The organism is Streptomyces sp. HSG2 (assembly GCF_016598575.1).
In the GTDB taxonomy this organism is placed as follows: Bacteria; Actinomycetota; Actinomycetes; order Streptomycetales; family Streptomycetaceae; genus Streptomyces.
In genome coordinates, this window is sequence record NZ_CP066801.1 from 4,816,465 (window position 1) to 4,831,380 (window position 14,916).

General features: G+C 72.0%; 14 protein-coding genes and 1 pseudogene. 6 read left to right on the forward strand and 9 right to left on the reverse strand.

The window, feature by feature from the left end; genetic code table 11:
- Positions 1-56 precede the first annotated feature (56 nt).
- The 3 genes from JEK78_RS21005 to JEK78_RS21015 form a co-directional block, all read right to left on the reverse strand.
- A complete protein-coding gene (locus JEK78_RS21005; protein WP_200261728.1) occupies positions 57-1,481 on the reverse strand; it encodes a radical SAM domain-containing protein in 1,425 nt (474 codons plus the stop codon).
- A gap of 163 nt (positions 1,482-1,644) precedes the next feature.
- A complete protein-coding gene (locus JEK78_RS21010) occupies positions 1,645-3,054 on the reverse strand; it encodes an FAD-dependent oxidoreductase (RefSeq protein ID WP_200261729.1) in 1,410 nt (469 codons plus the stop codon).
- Between the two features lie 245 nt (positions 3,055-3,299).
- Positions 3,300-3,917, reverse strand: coding sequence for a CDP-alcohol phosphatidyltransferase family protein (locus JEK78_RS21015; protein WP_200261730.1), 618 nt, complete (start codon positions 3,915-3,917; stop codon positions 3,300-3,302).
- Between the two features lie 152 nt (positions 3,918-4,069).
- Here JEK78_RS21015 and JEK78_RS21020 point away from each other — a divergent pair, with 152 nt between their 5' ends.
- The 4 genes from JEK78_RS21020 to JEK78_RS21035 are packed head-to-tail and all read left to right on the forward strand — an operon-like array spanning position 4,070 to position 8,119.
- Positions 4,070-5,341 carry an ABC transporter substrate-binding protein gene (locus tag JEK78_RS21020; protein WP_200261731.1) on the forward strand — a complete coding sequence of 424 codons (1,272 nt, stop codon included), beginning with the start codon at positions 4,070-4,072 and terminating at the stop codon, positions 5,339-5,341.
- The gene (locus tag JEK78_RS21025) at positions 5,338-6,210 is read left to right on the forward strand and encodes an ABC transporter permease subunit (RefSeq protein ID WP_242483157.1); all 873 of its coding nucleotides are present in this window, start codon (positions 5,338-5,340) and stop codon (positions 6,208-6,210) included. The genes JEK78_RS21020 and JEK78_RS21025 overlap by 4 nt, the downstream gene beginning before the upstream one ends.
- Complete coding sequence (locus JEK78_RS21030) at positions 6,207-7,046, forward strand: ABC transporter permease subunit (RefSeq protein ID WP_200261733.1); 840 nt, start codon at positions 6,207-6,209, stop codon at positions 7,044-7,046. Before JEK78_RS21025 ends, JEK78_RS21030 begins: the two co-directional genes overlap by 4 nt.
- Complete coding sequence (locus tag JEK78_RS21035; RefSeq protein WP_200261734.1) at positions 7,043-8,119, forward strand: ABC transporter ATP-binding protein; 1,077 nt, start codon at positions 7,043-7,045, stop codon at positions 8,117-8,119. Before JEK78_RS21030 ends, JEK78_RS21035 begins: the two co-directional genes overlap by 4 nt.
- Before the next feature lie 136 nt (positions 8,120-8,255).
- On the opposite strand, the gene JEK78_RS23815 is transcribed toward JEK78_RS21035, so the two are convergent.
- Together JEK78_RS23815 and JEK78_RS23820 are read right to left on the reverse strand one after the other, a co-directional pair.
- Positions 8,256-8,621 carry a prolyl oligopeptidase family serine peptidase gene (locus JEK78_RS23815; protein WP_347341194.1) on the reverse strand — a complete coding sequence of 122 codons (366 nt, stop codon included), beginning with the start codon at positions 8,619-8,621 and terminating at the stop codon, positions 8,256-8,258.
- Positions 8,622-8,716: 95 nt separating this feature from the next.
- Positions 8,717-10,150: pseudogene (locus JEK78_RS23820) on the reverse strand (DPP IV N-terminal domain-containing protein); the annotation flags it as partial.
- Positions 10,151-10,772: 622 nt separating this feature from the next.
- Here JEK78_RS23820 and JEK78_RS21045 point away from each other — a divergent pair.
- Both JEK78_RS21045 and JEK78_RS21050 read left to right on the forward strand, forming a co-directional pair.
- Positions 10,773-11,135 carry a hypothetical protein gene (locus JEK78_RS21045; RefSeq protein ID WP_200261735.1) on the forward strand — a complete coding sequence of 121 codons (363 nt, stop codon included), beginning with the start codon at positions 10,773-10,775 and terminating at the stop codon, positions 11,133-11,135.
- A complete protein-coding gene (locus JEK78_RS21050) occupies positions 11,132-11,791 on the forward strand; it encodes a nucleotidyl transferase AbiEii/AbiGii toxin family protein (RefSeq protein ID WP_200261736.1) in 660 nt (219 codons plus the stop codon). The genes JEK78_RS21045 and JEK78_RS21050 overlap by 4 nt, the downstream gene beginning before the upstream one ends.
- Positions 11,792-12,068: 277 nt before the next feature.
- Here JEK78_RS21050 and JEK78_RS23555 read toward each other — a convergent pair whose 3' ends face one another.
- The 4 genes from JEK78_RS23555 to JEK78_RS21065 form a co-directional block, all read right to left on the reverse strand.
- A complete protein-coding gene (locus JEK78_RS23555) occupies positions 12,069-12,386 on the reverse strand; it encodes a hypothetical protein (RefSeq protein WP_242483158.1) in 318 nt (105 codons plus the stop codon).
- Positions 12,387-12,397: 11 nt separating this feature from the next.
- Positions 12,398-12,694, reverse strand: a complete 297-nt coding sequence (locus JEK78_RS23560; RefSeq protein WP_242483159.1) for a hypothetical protein — start codon at positions 12,692-12,694, stop codon at positions 12,398-12,400.
- Between the two features lie 40 nt (positions 12,695-12,734).
- Entirely contained in the window at positions 12,735-14,438 is a 1,704-nt protein-coding gene (locus JEK78_RS21060) for an IS1634 family transposase (protein ID WP_200261737.1), read from the reverse strand.
- A gap of 83 nt (positions 14,439-14,521) precedes the next feature.
- The gene (locus JEK78_RS21065) at positions 14,522-14,854 is read right to left on the reverse strand and encodes a transposase (RefSeq protein ID WP_200261738.1); all 333 of its coding nucleotides are present in this window, start codon (positions 14,852-14,854) and stop codon (positions 14,522-14,524) included.
- Between the last annotated feature and the right edge of the window lie 62 nt (positions 14,855-14,916).

A 14,916-nucleotide genomic window follows, 5' to 3' on the forward strand; every position in this document is an offset into this window, starting at 1 on the left:
AGGCCCGGCCAAACGGGCCGTGTCGCCGCCTCGGTGGACCGCGACCGCGCGCCGCCTCAGAGCCGCGCCGACCGCCCCGAGCCGTCCTGGGAACGGACCTCGACGACCGGCAGCAACCTGCGCAGGGCGGCGTTCTCCGCCGGATCGAGCAGGGCGTGCTGGACACAGGCCGGGACGAGGGTGCCGTCCGAGGGATGGGCCATCGTGTAGTGACAGGCCGCCAGTCGCTCCTGGGCCTCACGGATGTGGGGCGGCCTCGCCCGCTCCCCACGCCGGGTCGCCGCCCAGGCCTCGGCGACGACGTCCGCGTCCATGAACTGGTGCATCACGAAGGTCACCGGCCGGACGCGCATCCGGTGACGACACAACCGGCCGACGCCGACCCGGCGTACGGCGCGGACCAGCCACCCCAGCGCCGTCACGACCGTCGAGGGGTGCCGGGCCACCACCCGCAGAATCCGGGCGACGAGCAGGGCCGGCGGCGTGCCGGTGAAGGTCGTCCGGCCGAAGTACCGGAAGAACGCGTCCCTGACGCCCAGGTCGCGTGGGTCGTCGCCGTCGAGGACCGGGTACCACCGCCCGCCCACGAAGAAGCCGTAGGCCGTGCGGTTGCAGCGCACGTCCCCGTGCTCCAGTACCCGGTGGTCGAGACGCGCGCCGGCCCCGCGCTCGATCTCCGCCCACACCGCGTCCGGCGTGGCCTCGCGGAACCGCTGCCGCCACCGGCGTTCGTCGCCGAGGAAGGCCGCGGGTTGGAAGGAGAACATCCGGTAGCCCATGGCGTGGCAGTCACGGATCACCCCGGCGATCTCGTCGAGGTTCCCGGGTGTCACGGTCATGTTGTGGGCGAGGAAGAACCGCACGCCGTGCTCCTTCCGGAGCCGGTGGAACATGGCGGCGAATCTCTCGCGGTACGGGTTGAGGGAGCGCTCGTCCGGGGGCCGTTCGATGCCGCGCCGACCGTACATGAACCTGTCGAAGTGGGCGGCGAAGGAAAGCCTCCGGAACCGGGGGACCCCGTCGTGGTCGAGGGCGAGGCGGGAGAGGTACTCGGCGTCGAAGTCACCGTGGGTGAAGCTCATCGGCTCCCGACCGTGGTCGCGCATGATCCGCAGGGCCGCCGCGTGGTCGTCCGGGGCGAGCAGGCTCACCTCCCCGCCGATGAGTTGGGCGTGCGCGCGAGGGCCCCGCGAGGCTCTCAGCACGCCCAGCTGGGCGGCCACCTGCTCTCGCGTGTGAGGGCCGTCGACGCGCACCCGGTTGGCGTCGCGCGAGTGGTAGCAGGGAGCGCACTTGAGGTCGCACTTGGGGAAGACGCCGTGGGTTCCCTCACAACCGACCCCGTGACGCCCGAGGACCTGCCCGGGAGTCCTGGCCGTCTCGGGTAGCTCGGCCCACCGGCGCTCCATGGCCTCGGCGAACTCGACGTCGTACGGGCGGGTGGCTCGTTCCAGTGCGCGCAGGGCGCGGCCGATGCGCATCGGGGCGTTCCTCCTCGGACGGAAGCGGATGGGACGGGCCCCGGACCCGGAGCGCCCGGCGAGGCGCACTCCCCCCGGGCCCACGACGCGGGGCGCGGGCGTCGTCGCGGACGCTCGCGGGGAAGGCGCCCCGAGCGACGCCGGATCCCGGGGACCGGCCCCGTCACCGGAACACCCGTGCGCGCGCCCTCAACAGGGAGCCGACGAGCCCCCTGCCGCGATCCAGCCTGCGGTGCACGTCGGCGAGCGCGGCGTGCCAGGGACCGTCGGCGTAGGTGGGGTACGGGTGGGTGGTGCGTGCGTACTCCGAGGGGGTCCACCCCAGGCGCACCGCCGCGGCCAGGTGTCCGATGGTCTCGCCGGCCCTCGGCGCCACCACCGTCGCCCCGACGATCCGCCCGCGTGGCCCCAGCACCAGCGTGGTGAAGCCCTCGGTCCGGCCGTCGGCGACCGCGCGGTCGACCCGGTCGTTCGCCAGGGTGTGGACGCGCGTGGTGCCGCCGTACCGCTCCCGGGCGGCCGTCGTGGTCAGACCCACCCTCGCGATCTCGGGGTCGGTGTAGGTCACGTGGGGGACCGCGCGGTAGTCGATGGGCCGGCGCGCCCCGAGCAGCGCGTCGGCCGCGGCGGCGGCGCCCTGCGTACCACCCAGATGAGTGAACGCCGAGCGGCCGGTGACGTCTCCGGCGGCGTAGATCCGATGGTTGGTGGTGCGAAGTCTCCCGTCGGTCCGCACGGCGCCGCCGGCGGACCGTGCCACGCCCGCCGCCGACGTGCCCAGCCCCCGGGTGGCCGCGCGGCGACCCGTCACGGCCAGCAACGCGTCGTAGGGCAGAGGGCCGTCGGGTCCGAGGACCGTGCCGGAGTCGACCCGTTCGGCGCGGTGGCCGGTGCGCACGGTGACCCCCTCGCCTTCGAGCCGGGCCCGCAGTACCCGGGAGGCCTCCGGTTCCTCACCGGGGATCAGGCGTTCCTCGGCCTCCAGGATCGTGACCCGTGAGCCGAGGCGGGAGAACGCCTGCCCCAGCTCGCAGCCGACCGCGCCGCCCCCCATCACCACCAACCGGTCCGGCAGTTCCGTCAGATCCCAGACGGTGTCGCTCGTCAGCGGCCGGGACTCGGCCAGACCCGGGACCGGCGCGAGGTCGGGGGAGGACCCGGTGGCGATCACCGCGTACCGGAAGGAGACCTCCCGTCCGGCCACAGTCAGGGAACGTGGACCGGTGAAGGCGGCCGTGCCGTGCTCCACCTCGACCCCGTGGGACGCGAGCGTCTCGGCGGAGTCGTGCGGCTCGATCGCCCGCACGGCCCGTGTGACCTCACGCATGACCGCCGTCAGGTCGGCGGCCCCGGCGACGGGGGCGAACCCGTACACCTCGGCGCGCCGGGCCGCCCGGACCTCCGCGGCCACGCTCAACAGCGCCTTGCTGGGCACGCAGCCGGTCCACAGGCAGTCCCCACCGAGGCGGTCGCGTTCCACCAGAAGGGCGCGTGCGCCGAAGCGGCCCGCCGTGCGGGCGGCGGTCAGGCCGGCGCTTCCTCCGCCGACGACCACCAGGTCGTACCCATTCAACGGGGTTGCCTCCCAGCTGTTGGTGGTCGCACGAGAACGGAACGGGGGACAGGGTGAACCCTCCCACGGGCCGACTCTCCTCGCCGTCCGCCCGTGATCCCGTGTCTGCCCGCGACCGGGTCGCGACCACCCGCGGCCACCGCTCCCTGACGACCCGCGTTCCCCCGACACAGGGGTGGATCCGCGCGGTGTCGTGACGTCGGGGTGGCCGAGCGCCTCACGGTCGTCGCCACCGTGTGGCCCGGTCAGCGCAGCCGCCGGTATCCGGTCGCGACGCGGTGGGCGGCGGTCACGCCCACCGCCCCGGCCCAGAACCAGGCGATGCCGTGCGCGTGAGCCGGGAACACGCACCAGAGCAGGTGCACGAGAACGGTCTCGGTGCCCTCGGCCAGGCCGCCCAGGAAGCTCAGCGAGCGCCCCCGGGACAGATCGTCGTCGGGCACGCGGCCGGTGCGTTCGGCGATCGAGGAGAAGGCGAGGAAGACGGTGCCGTTGACGTAGTAGGCGAGCAGGACGAGCAGGAACGGCAAGGCCGGACCGCCCACGCCGACGGCGACGCCCACGACGAAGGAGCCGTAGACCAGGAAGTCGGCGCTGATGTCGAGAAAGCCTCCCGCGCCGCTGTCTTCGGCCGTACCCCTGCGGCGCGCCAGCGGCCCGTCCAGGCCGTCGGCGAGTCGGGAGAGCACCCACAGCGCGGCGGCGGTCGCCCACCAACCCACCGCGGCGAGCCCGGCGGCGGCCACCCCGGTCAGCGCACCGACCACGGTCAGACCGGCGGGGGTGATCCCCGGGCGGTCCAGGATCGAGGCGGCGCGCGCCAACGGGCCGCTCAGCGCCTGTCTCACTCGCACGTCCAGCATCGTTCGCTCCCTCCACCACTCCGGCACCGTACCGGCGGGCGGGCGAGGAGGACCGTGTGCCCCACGTCGAACCCTCTTTCCCCGGAGGGATGTTCACGCGACCCGGTGGAGGGGAAGCGACATCCGAGTAGCCGGCCGAAGGAGCGGGACGCATGCGGACACGGACACGGACGCGGCACGGCGGGAGGCTCGCTCACCCCACCACCAGGTCCCTGGTCGCGGGCGTCGCGGCGGTCGTCCTGGCGACCGGAGCCTGCTCCGCCCCCGGCACCGCCTCGCCGCCGGAGAAGGACTGGGACCTGCTGCGCGAAGCGGCGAGAGGCCAGAGCGTCAACCTCTTCATGTACGGCGGCGACCGCGGTGCCAACGCCCACGTGGACGACGAGGTCGTCCCGGCCGCGAGGGCGTTGGGCATCACCGTCGAACGCGTCCCCGTGGCCGACACCCAGGACGCCGTGCAGAAGATCCTCGGCGACCAGCGGGCCGGCAAGGACAGCGGCGGGGCGGTGGACCTGGTCTGGGTGAACGGGGAGAACTTCCGCGCGGGCAAGGAGGCGGACGCGTGGCTGTGCGGCTACACCCCACTGATGCCGAACCGGAAGTACCTCGACCCCGACGACCCGACGCTCGCCCGTGACTTCGGCATCGATATCGACGACTGCGAAACCCCCTGGAGCCGCGCCCGGTTCGCGTTCGTCCACGACTCGGCCAGGCTCCCCGAGCCTCCCCGCACCACCGCCGAGCTGCTGGAGTGGATCGAGACGAACCCGGGGCGCTTCACCTATCCCGCTCCGCCGGACTTCACCGGGTCGGCCTTCGTCCGGCACATGTTCCTGACCTCCCTCCCCGAGGGGACCCGCACTCCGCCCGCCTTCGGAGAGCAGGCCTACGAAGTGCTCACGCCGCCCTTGTGGCGGCGACTGAACGCGCTCACCCCCTCGCTCTGGCGCGGGGGGACCACCTATCCCAGGGACCGGGCGGCACTCGACGAACTGTTCGCCGACGGTGAGGTCGACATGACCATGACCTACAACCCGGCCGAGGTGCCGGCGCTCGTGGAACGGGGCGTGTTTCCCCCGGAAACCAGGGTCTTCGTGCCCGAGGAGGGATCTCTCGGCAACACCAGCCACCTCGCCGTCCCCAAGAACGCCGCCCACCGCGAGGCGGCGCTGGTGCTGTCGGACCTGATGCTCTCGCCCGAACTCCAGTACGCGAAGGCGCGACCCGGAGGCTGGGGCGCGTACACGGTCCTGGACCGGGACCGGCTGCCCGAGCCCTGGAAGCGGAGGTTCGCCTCCCTGACCACCCCGGAGACCACCATCCCGGCCGAGGACCTCTCCGTCGGCGCCCTCCCGGAGCCGGGCGGCGACTGGGTGACGCCCCTGGACAAGGGATGGAAACGAGAAGTCGCCGGCGCCTCGTGAAGCGCTTCGCCCCCTCTCCCGGCCGGCGGGGCCTGCTCCTGACCGCTCCGGCGCTCGCCGTCGTCGCCGCCGCCGTCGCCGCGCTGCTGTCGGCCGCGCGCGGCGGCCTCACCGACGACCTCGGGCACGGCTGGTCACTCTCCGCCTACACCGACCTACGACACCGTCCGGCGCTCCTCGAAGCCCTCCTCCTCAGCCTGCGGATCGCCACGCTGAGCACCCTGGCGTCGGCCGTGCTCGCCCTGGCCGCCGTGACCGCGGCGGGAGCCACACGCCGAGGGCGGGTCCTCCTGGACATCACCGCCCGTGCCACGCTCGCCGTCCCGCACCTGCTCGCCGCCGCCGCGTTCGGGACACTGCTCGCCGGGTCGGGGCTCCTCTCCCGCCTCGCCCACGCCACCGGCCTGAGCGACGGACCGGCGGACTTCCCCGCGTTCGTCGGTGCTCCCACGCCCACCGCCGTGCTCCTCGCCTACGCCTGGAAGGAGACCCCCTTCGTCGTCGTCATGCTCCTCGCGGCGTACACCCCGGCCGTGCGCGACCTGGAGGACGCGGCGCGAACCCTGGGCGCCGGGCGGTCGAGCCGGTTGCGTCACGTCACCCTGCCGCTGCTCGCCCCGGCTCTCACCGAGGCGTGTCTGCTGGTCTTCGCCTTCACCTTCGCCGCCTACGAGGTACCGGCGCTGCTCGGGGCCACCTCGCCCCGCGCTCTCCCGGTGGAAGCCGTGGACGCCTACCGGTCGATCGAAGCGGGCGACCGCCCGACCGCCCTCGCCCTGGCCACGGTGATCGGGCTGGTGGTCGCCCTGGCGGCGAGCGCCGCCGCGGTCGTCTCACGTCGGTTGCCGCGAGCCGGGGGGCCGCGTTGAGCCGGCTCCTCGGCGCGGTGGGTTTCGCCGCCGCGGCCGTGTGGACCGCGGCGCCCCTCCTGCCCCTGCTGCTCTGGGCGTTCGCGGGTCGGTGGGTGTACCCGGCGCTCCTGCCCCAGGAGATCTCGGCGCGGGAGTGGAGCCGCGTCGCCGACCCCGAGGCACCGGTGATCACCGCGTTGGGCACATCCCTGGGCCTCGCGCTGACCACCGCCGCGGGCGCCACCCTTCTGGGCGCCCTGGCCGCCCGGGGGCTCGTCCTGCACCGGCCACCCGCTTCGGACGCGATACGGCTCGCGCTGCTCGCCCCGGTCCTGGTGCCGCCGTTCGCCCTGGCGGTCGGCGTCCAGGAGGTGTTCGTCAGGGTCGGGCTCTCCGACCACCTCGCCGGGGTCGCGCTCGTCCACCTGGTGCCCGCCCTTCCCTACGCGGTCCTCGTCCTGCTCGGCGCCCACGCCACCTACGACCCCCGAGAGGAGCAGGCGGTCAGGACGCTCGGCGCCTCGCGGGCGGCCGTCCTCCGCCACGTCACCCTGCCCGCCCTCGCCCCGGCGCTGACGGCGGCGGCGACTCTGGCGTTCCTGGTCTCGTGGAGCGAGTACCTGATGACCGTGTTGGTCGGCGGGGGCGTCGTCACCACCCTGCCCCTCCTGCTCTTCTCCACCGCCGCCGGCAGCGGCAACCGGACCGCGACCGCCGTCCTCGGACTCCTCGTCGTCGTCCCGCCTGTCCTGCTCTTCACCGGGGCCTCGGCGCTGCTCCGCCGACACCGGACGCTCCGCGTCGCCTCCGGTCCCGGACCGACGCCGTCGCCGCCCGAAGGCACCAGCGGATGACGCCCCCACCTCCGGACCGTCCCGCCGGCCTCCGCCTGGAGGGTGTGACGGCCGTCTACCGCGACCACCCGAATCCGGTGCTGGACGGTCTCGATCTCGCCGCCGACGACGGGCGACTGCTGGCGTTGCTGGGCCCCTCCGGATGCGGCAAGACGACCGTCGTCCGCGTCGCCTCCGGCCTCCTCGCACCCGCCCGCGGCACGGTCCGCCTCCGCGGCGCCGACGTGACCCGAATCCCACCGGAACGTCGTGGCGTCGCCGTGGTCTTCCAGCGACCGATGCTCCTTCCCCACCGCACGGCGCTCGACAACGTGGCGCTGCCTCTCCGGTTGCGCGGTCGGTCGCGTCGAGCGGCCCGCGCGGGTGCCCTGGTCCACCTGGATCGGGTCGGCCTGGCACCCCTCGCCGACCGACACCCCCGCCGGCTCTCCGGCGGGCAGGCCCAACGCGTGGCCCTCGCCCGCGCCCTGGCGGCCGAACCGGCCGTGCTGCTCCTGGACGAACCCTTCAGCGCACTCGACCGGGAGTTGCGACACGCCATGGGCGACCTGCTCGTCGCGGTCCAGCGCGAACTGGGGGTGACGACCCTTCTGGTCACCCACGATCAGACGGAGGCCGCCGCCGTCGCCGACGATGTCGCCCTGCTCGACGCCGGCGCGATCCTCCAACAGGCCCCGCCCACCGAACTGTACGCCCACCCCGTCTCAGTGGCGGTGGCCCGGTTCCTGGGCTGTGCCACGGCGCTCCCCGGGCACGTCACATCCGGAGGGCGCTTCGCGTGCCCGCTGGGGGAACTCGCCCTGCCCGATTCCGTCACCCATCGTGGCCCCGGGCATCTCGTGATCCGGCCGGAGGTCGTCTCACTCGGCACCGGGCCGGAGACGGTGACCGGCGTGGTCCTGGGCCTCCGGCCGGAGGGCGCCTTCACCGCCCTCACGGCCGCCACGGCCGCCGGAACCGTCCACGCGCTGCTCCCACCGGGCGCGCGGCCCGCCCCGGGGGAGCGGGTCGGGCTCCACCTGCCGCTCGCGCGGCGCTGGGTGGTCCCTCGTGCCTCCGGCGAACCCGTCTGAATCCCCGACATCTCCTCCGAAGGCCCTGGGCCCCGCTGTCGGGAGACTCTACCGCCCCGCGAACACACAGCGTGATGGCGGCAGGAAGCCCGCGGAAGTCAGGCGCGGACGGGCGCCCGGCCGTGGCTTCGGGAGGTCAGGCCTGGCAGGGCACCGTGGCGGGTCGGACCGCCAGGTGCCGCCGGAGGAATTCCAGTTGGTGCCCCAGCAGCCGGGCGAACGTGTCGTCGGTCGGTGCGGCATGGGCCATTCCGCTCAGCGGAAGTACCTCGTGGGGCTTCCCGGCTGCCAGCAGAGCGTCGGAGAGCCGGAGCGTATTGGCCACGGAGACGTTGTCGTCCGCCATCCCGTGCGTCAGCAGCAGCGGACGGCCGAGTCTCGGAGCGTCGGCGAGCAGCGAGGACATCTCATAGTGCTCCGGGTATCGGGTCGGCGGGCCCAGAAAGCGCTCTTTCCAGCAGGCGTCGTAGAGCCGCTGATCGATGAGTGGTGCTCCGGCCACCGCTGCGTGGAAGGCGTCGTGACCGGCGTACCGCCGATGCTCAGGTGGCGGGTCTCGTCACGGTCGAGGTAGTCGACGAGCAGCCCGGTGGATGTCCGCGCGGGGACTCCGGGTACCAGCAACTCCACCCAGCGCTCGTCGTGCCGCTCGGCCAGGAGGCTGGTCGTACCGTCCGTCGGGTCGACGGCAAGAACCTGGAGCGTGCGCTGGTCGCGGCTGAGGACGGCGGCGAACGGACCGTGCCTGTCCCAGCCGGCGGCGGGCAGGTACTCGAAGGCCGCCCGGTCCCAGCGGACCTCCGTGCGGTTGCCCACCAGATCGGCGATCCAGAGTGTGACCTCGGCGTTGGCGGTACCAACCCGCGGATAGCGCATGGTGCGCGGCGGCTTGGCGGGGTCCGCCGGATCGGCGAGGTACCAGAGAGCGACCCCCCGGTTGTCGACCCTGGTGGTAAGCAGCCGCTCCCCGTCCGGTGCCCACCAGTACGCCCTGTGGCGGTCCATCGACTCGCTCGCCACATGCTCCGGAAGGCCGAAGAAGACATCCGGACCTTCCGCCGACTCAGGCGCGGCCACTGCTCGGTCGCCACCACCGTCGGCGCCGATCACCCGGAGCGCGCCACCGGATACGTAGGCGATGTACCGGCCGTCCGGCGACGGGCGCGGGTCCACTACCGGCCGGCGGGCGGGCAACTGCCGGACGGCGCCGGAGTCCGTATCCACCGTCCACAGCCGCCCGGCGAGGGCGAAGGCGGCCATCCGGGCGGCCGTGTCGGTGGCGTAGTCGGTGATCCCGGAGGCCTGCTGCCGGGCGCGCTCTCGCCGGATGCGCTCCTCTTCCGGCACTTCATCGGCCGTGTCACCGAGCAGCACGGTGGGGTCGGCCAGCAGGTGCTCCGAACCGGTCGCCAGGTCGAGCCTCCACAGGCAGCCGACCGGATCGTCCCCGGCCTTGCTGCGCAGGAACAGGACACCGGTGCCCTCCGGTGCCACGGAGAAGCGGGCGGGTGCGCCGAGGGTGAAGCCTCGGGTGCGGGCGAGCCGGCGCAGAAGTGGGGAAGTCACCTGATGCCTCCTGGGGTGCCCCGGCCTTCGGGCCGGGGAGGAATCGGACCCCCGCGCTGCGGGGCGAGGAAAGAGCGATCGCGGTCGGGGCGATCGGTCGTCTGACGACGCGCCCTGGAAGCCGGCCCCCCTCAGGGTCCAGCCGAGTGCCTCGATGCGCGCGGCGCGCATGCGCTGCCGGAAGGACTCGTGCGCCGCGGTGAGAACACGGTCGCTCTCCCAGGTCTCGGAACGGCTCGCCTTCACGGTACGGATCGCCCTCAGAGCACCCTCCAGAATGCCGCCCAGCCGGCCGATCGCCGCTTGAGCCTCCTGCTGGGCCGCCGTGAGCGGGCGCATGACCAAGCCGATCACAGCCGCGATCGCGATGATCGCACCGGCCATGACGGCCGGCAACACCCAGTCGAGCGTCGCCATCAGGGCGAGCGAGCCGAGGATGGTGATCACCGCGCTGAAGAAGTCCATACGAACAGGCACCTGGCGGAGGCGTCACAACAGCCTGGTCGGCGCGGAAGCAAAGGCAGGGAGCCTTCTCCTCGTGGAGAGGCGATGTTCCTCAAGATCGTCGACTTCGACGCGTGCCCGTCTAGAGTGAAGAACGCCCTTGACCTGCAGAAAGTAGGCAGGGAGCCGTCTTCCGGGAGTCCGAAGTGCTGCGTACCATGTTCAAGTCCAAGATCTAGTATTTGGGTGTTTTTGCAGGTCAGAAGCTTGATGGCCCCGCTCGGGTCAGCAAACGGTCAGCATCGGGCGCGGGAGCGTCCCAGCTTGCTGGCCAGGCGGCCGCCATGACGGGTGACCTCGACAGACCTCTGGCTCCCACCAGGCCGCAGCCGGACCCACCGCGGCGGTTCTCCGCGTGACCTGCTGCGTCATGATCGCCCGCGCCCACGATCGGGGCTGGTTCCGGGTCTGCAGGGCTGCCGGTTGCCGCGCGACCCGGGGGCCGGCGCGGGTAGGCGATGTTGTGCCAAGCGCCCACTGGGCCAGATGTCCGAGTGAAAGGCGGGCGGCCGCCCGACCCGTACGTACGACAGGGGCCCCCGCATCCGCCATGCCGCCGCCTCTCAGCAGCGATACTGGATGCATGGACGCGACGATCACCGCCCCCCGCGCCGAAGTGCTGCGGGACCGCTACCGCAGCCGACTGCCCGAGCGCTTGCAGGAGCTGGCCGGCCCCGTCGAGGGCGGCGTGGACCTGCCGCTCCACATCGTCTGGTCCGGGCGGACGAGCTACAGCCTGGACCGTCCGAAGTCCCGCATGACGCTCTACCGGACCGTCCTCGCCGAAGGACTGCGCGAGGACCTGATGACCCTCCTGCACCACCGACTGCTCGCCGAGCAGTGGCCCGTGCTGCGGCGCTTGATCAGTCCCTACATCCGCGAGGTCTGGGAGGACGCCTTCCCCGAGCTGCTCCGCAGCGCTCCGGCCGACACGACCGCCGCGTGAAGCTCACTCCGCTCCACGAGCGTCTCCTCGCCGACATCCTCGACCTCGGCTCCCCCTACCCTCTGGTCCTCACCGGCGGATACGCCGTGCAGGCCCACGGCCTGGTCGAACGCTTCAGCCGCGACCTCGACGTCGCCACCGAGAACCCTGCTCCGATGCAGGAGATCGTCGCCTCACTCACAGCCGGCCTCGGCGCGCGCGGATGGAGGACCACGCACGTCCAGACCGATCCGCTCAGCGGCCGGTTCCTCGTCACCGATCCGGACACCGGCGAGGAGTGCGAGGTCGACGTCCTCAAGGAGGCGTTCTGGGCTCCGCCTGCCCAGACCCCCTACGGCCCCGTTCTCTCCCTCGACGACGTGATCGGCACCAAGGTCCGTGCCCTCGCCGACCGCGGCACCGTCCGCGACCTCATCGACGTCCAGGCTGCCTCCCGCCACCGCTCCACCGCCGACCTCGAATCCCTGGGCCGCCGTCGCGCCCACGACGAGTTCAGCCTCGAAGACCTCCGGGACCGGCTGATCGGCGCGGACTGGTACGAGGATGAGGACTACACCGCGTACGGGCTCACCCCCCGACAGATCGAAGAACTCAAGGCGTGGGCGCTGGAGTGGGCGGAGGACCTGGGCGCCCGGATTCATGACGAGAACGCCTGAGCCTCGATCCACCGTGTGAGTTCTGATCACGGGTGTCGGGCGGGCTCCGGGTGTTCCTTCGGGTTGCGGGCAGCGGTGAGTGCCGGGTGGCCGTCCGGTGTGGGGTCTCCGAGGTTCCTCCGGGTCGTGGGCGGACAGGGTGGTCGCGTGGGTCAGGTGACCATGCGTTGTCCGGTTGCGGCCCACAGGTCGGTGAAGTCGTCTTCCCAGCGCCAGTGTTGGGGCAGGTGGAGGGTGAGGCGGCGGGCGCCGGTGGCGATCCGGGCAGGCGTGTCGATCAGGTGGCGGCGGATCGTTCCGGTACGGGCTCTGGCGTGGAAGACGGAGGCGAGGTGGCCGGCCGCGCGGGTGAGGTTGTAGGCGGTGGCGGCGAGGGTGAGCCAGGCGGCGTTCGCGGTGAACTTGCCCGACGGCAGGTGGGCGAGCGCGGGTCCTCCAGGTCGGCGAAGACCTGCTCGACCTGGGCGTGTTCGCGGTGCATGGGTTCGGCCTGGGCGAGAACGAACGGGCTGTCGGTGAAGATGACGTGGTGGCGCCAGACGCCGAACAGTTCGGCCTGTCCCTCGGGCACGGACTTGGGGTTCAGGCGTTTCACGCGGCGCACGATCAGCCGGGGGTGGTGTGGAACGCCTTCTTCTTGCTGGTGAACGCGGTGAAGGGGACTTCGGAGATCTCGGCGTCGGAGATCCGGCGTTCCTCGTCGGCGTCCCAGATGGCGGCGGCGTACTTGATCGGTGTCCAGGCGTCCTCGGGGATGGCGGCGATGGTCTCGCGGATCTTCTTCCTGACCGCGACGGCGAGGGAGAAGCGTGCGCCGGCCTTGCGGCAGCCTGAGTTCCACAGTTGGTGGTGTCGGGTAGGGAACGGAAACGTGGGTTGACCTGCGGAAATGCCTGTGAGCACGCCGAGATGGCGTGTCACTAGGCGGGGGGATAGTGCCTGGTCAGCGGCCTGTGGTCAGATCGATGATCTTCTTGGGCGGGGTGACGTTCAGGGCGGTGAAGATGTCGCGCTGGGGCTTGGTGAGGTCGGTGGACTGACGGAAGGTCCCGGCCGGGCCGGTGTAGGTGACCGCGTGCAGGCGCTGGAGTTCGGCGCGCAGGCGGTTCCAGGTCTGGCCGGTGGAGGTCTCGGCGACGCGGATCAGGAGCAGGGCGAGCCAGCACAGCAGGACGTGGGCGCGGATGCGGTCTTCGCGGCGGTGGTAGACGGGGCGGAGATCGAGAATTTGCTTCATATCGCGCCAGCCGCGCTCGACTTCCAGGAGCTGTTTGTACCCCAGCGCGATGTCCTCGGCCGCCAGCTTCGGATCGGAGGAGCGCAGGAGGTACTTCCCGTCGAGGTTGGCCTCGGCGGCGATCTTCTTCTTGTCCACCCGCAGCAGCCCGCCCGGGGTGGTGCGCAAGAACCGTTTCAGGCCGGGCTTGGTGGACAACATCCCGGCCAGCTTGTCGCGTTCGGGCCTGGCTAGCTTGTCAGTGCCCTCGATCGCCTCGGTGAGCTGGGCGACCATCCGCTGACGGATCGCGGCGTCGCGGGTGGCCTGGTCGGGGTTGAAGCAGATCACGAACCGGTCGTCGGTTCCGATGTTGACCTCCTTGACCTGGAGGTTGTCGCGCACGGTCGCATAGCGGCCCTGTCGTGAGAGGGCGGCGCGGACTTCGGGTGATCCGGTGCGGAGTTTCTCGCCGATGATGTAGCCGCCGCCTCCGCGCATCAGCGCCCGGCGGTTGGCGGCGGAGGTGAAGCCGCGGTCGGCGACCCACACGATCTTCGACAGCGTCCACTCGCGCAGGTCGTCGCGGACCTGCCGGATCAGGGCCTGGTCACCGGTGTTGCCGGGCCAGGACCACACGCGCACCGGGATCCCGTCCCGGGTGACGGCCATGCCGATGACGACCTGGGGCAGATCGTCGCGGGAGTCCTTGGACCTGCCGTGGGTGCGGAACCCGTCGTGCCGCACCGCGTCTTCGGCCGTCGCGTCGGCGGCCAGGCGCTCGCCGCGGTCGTCGCGGACGACAGGATCGTCGGCGTCCTCGGTCTCGAAGTACGTGGAGGTGGTGTCGAAGAACAGCAGGTCCACCTCCAGGTTGAGCAGGTCGGTGACCTGGAAGCACGCCTCCTTGGCCAGGGCCGGTTCGATGGCCAGCAGGTAATCCATGGCCCGGTAGCAGGCTTCGTCACCGATCGCCTCCAGGCCGTCTATGTGGACGTCGTCGGCGATCCACTCGGTCGCGGCGAGCTTGCTGGAGGCGGCCAATGCCCGGTTGGCGACCAGCGCGAACAGCACCCGCTCGACGCGCGGATCCAGCCGCCGCCCGGCCAGTTGGCGGTGCACGACAGCGTCGAGGCCGAGCCGGTGCCACAGTCCGTCCAGCGCGTGCACCCCGCCCCACGGCCTGGAACCGATCAGTGACAGGTCTGTCGAGCCGGTAGCCGACAGCGCGGACGCGGGGTCCAGCAGCTTCGACAGCGCGCCGACCAGTCGGCGCACCGCCTCGCGGTCGAGTTCGTCCTCCCGGCCGAAGGAGTGCAGCACCTTCGTACGCGAACGCCCCACGGCCGGGTCCCACTCGTTGTGGGCCAGCTGCAGATACCGGACCGTCTGCCCGTCCTTGTTCCGCCGGGACGTCGTCTTCACGTACATGCCGCTAGACGATACGCACATCATTGCAGGTCGCAGACATGGGGTCACCACATCGTGCCACTAGGCGTTTTCGGCCTTTCGCACTAGACGCAACCGTCTGACCTGCACCGATGCCCTGCCGCACCCCCGAGAACCCCGCTCAACTGTGGAACGCAGGCGTTCGCCTTCCTGACCTCGGCCAGCTCACGGCACAGGCGCCGAAGCTCGTCACGCTCATCGCTGGTCAGCGCGCCCGTGGGCCCCTCGCCCCGGTCGATCCGCGCCTGCTTCACCCAGCCGCGGAGCCCTTGGGGGCTGACCCCCAGTTCCCGGGCGATCTCGGTGACGTTCCGATGCGGCGATGAACGTACGAGCGAGATCGCGTCGCGCTTGAACTCGGCCGTGTACCGCTTGCTCATGTTGCTCTTGCCACTCAACCTGGACTGCTTCCTCCGGGACGATCCGTCCCAGTATCAGGCTGTCCACTTCAGTGGGGGAA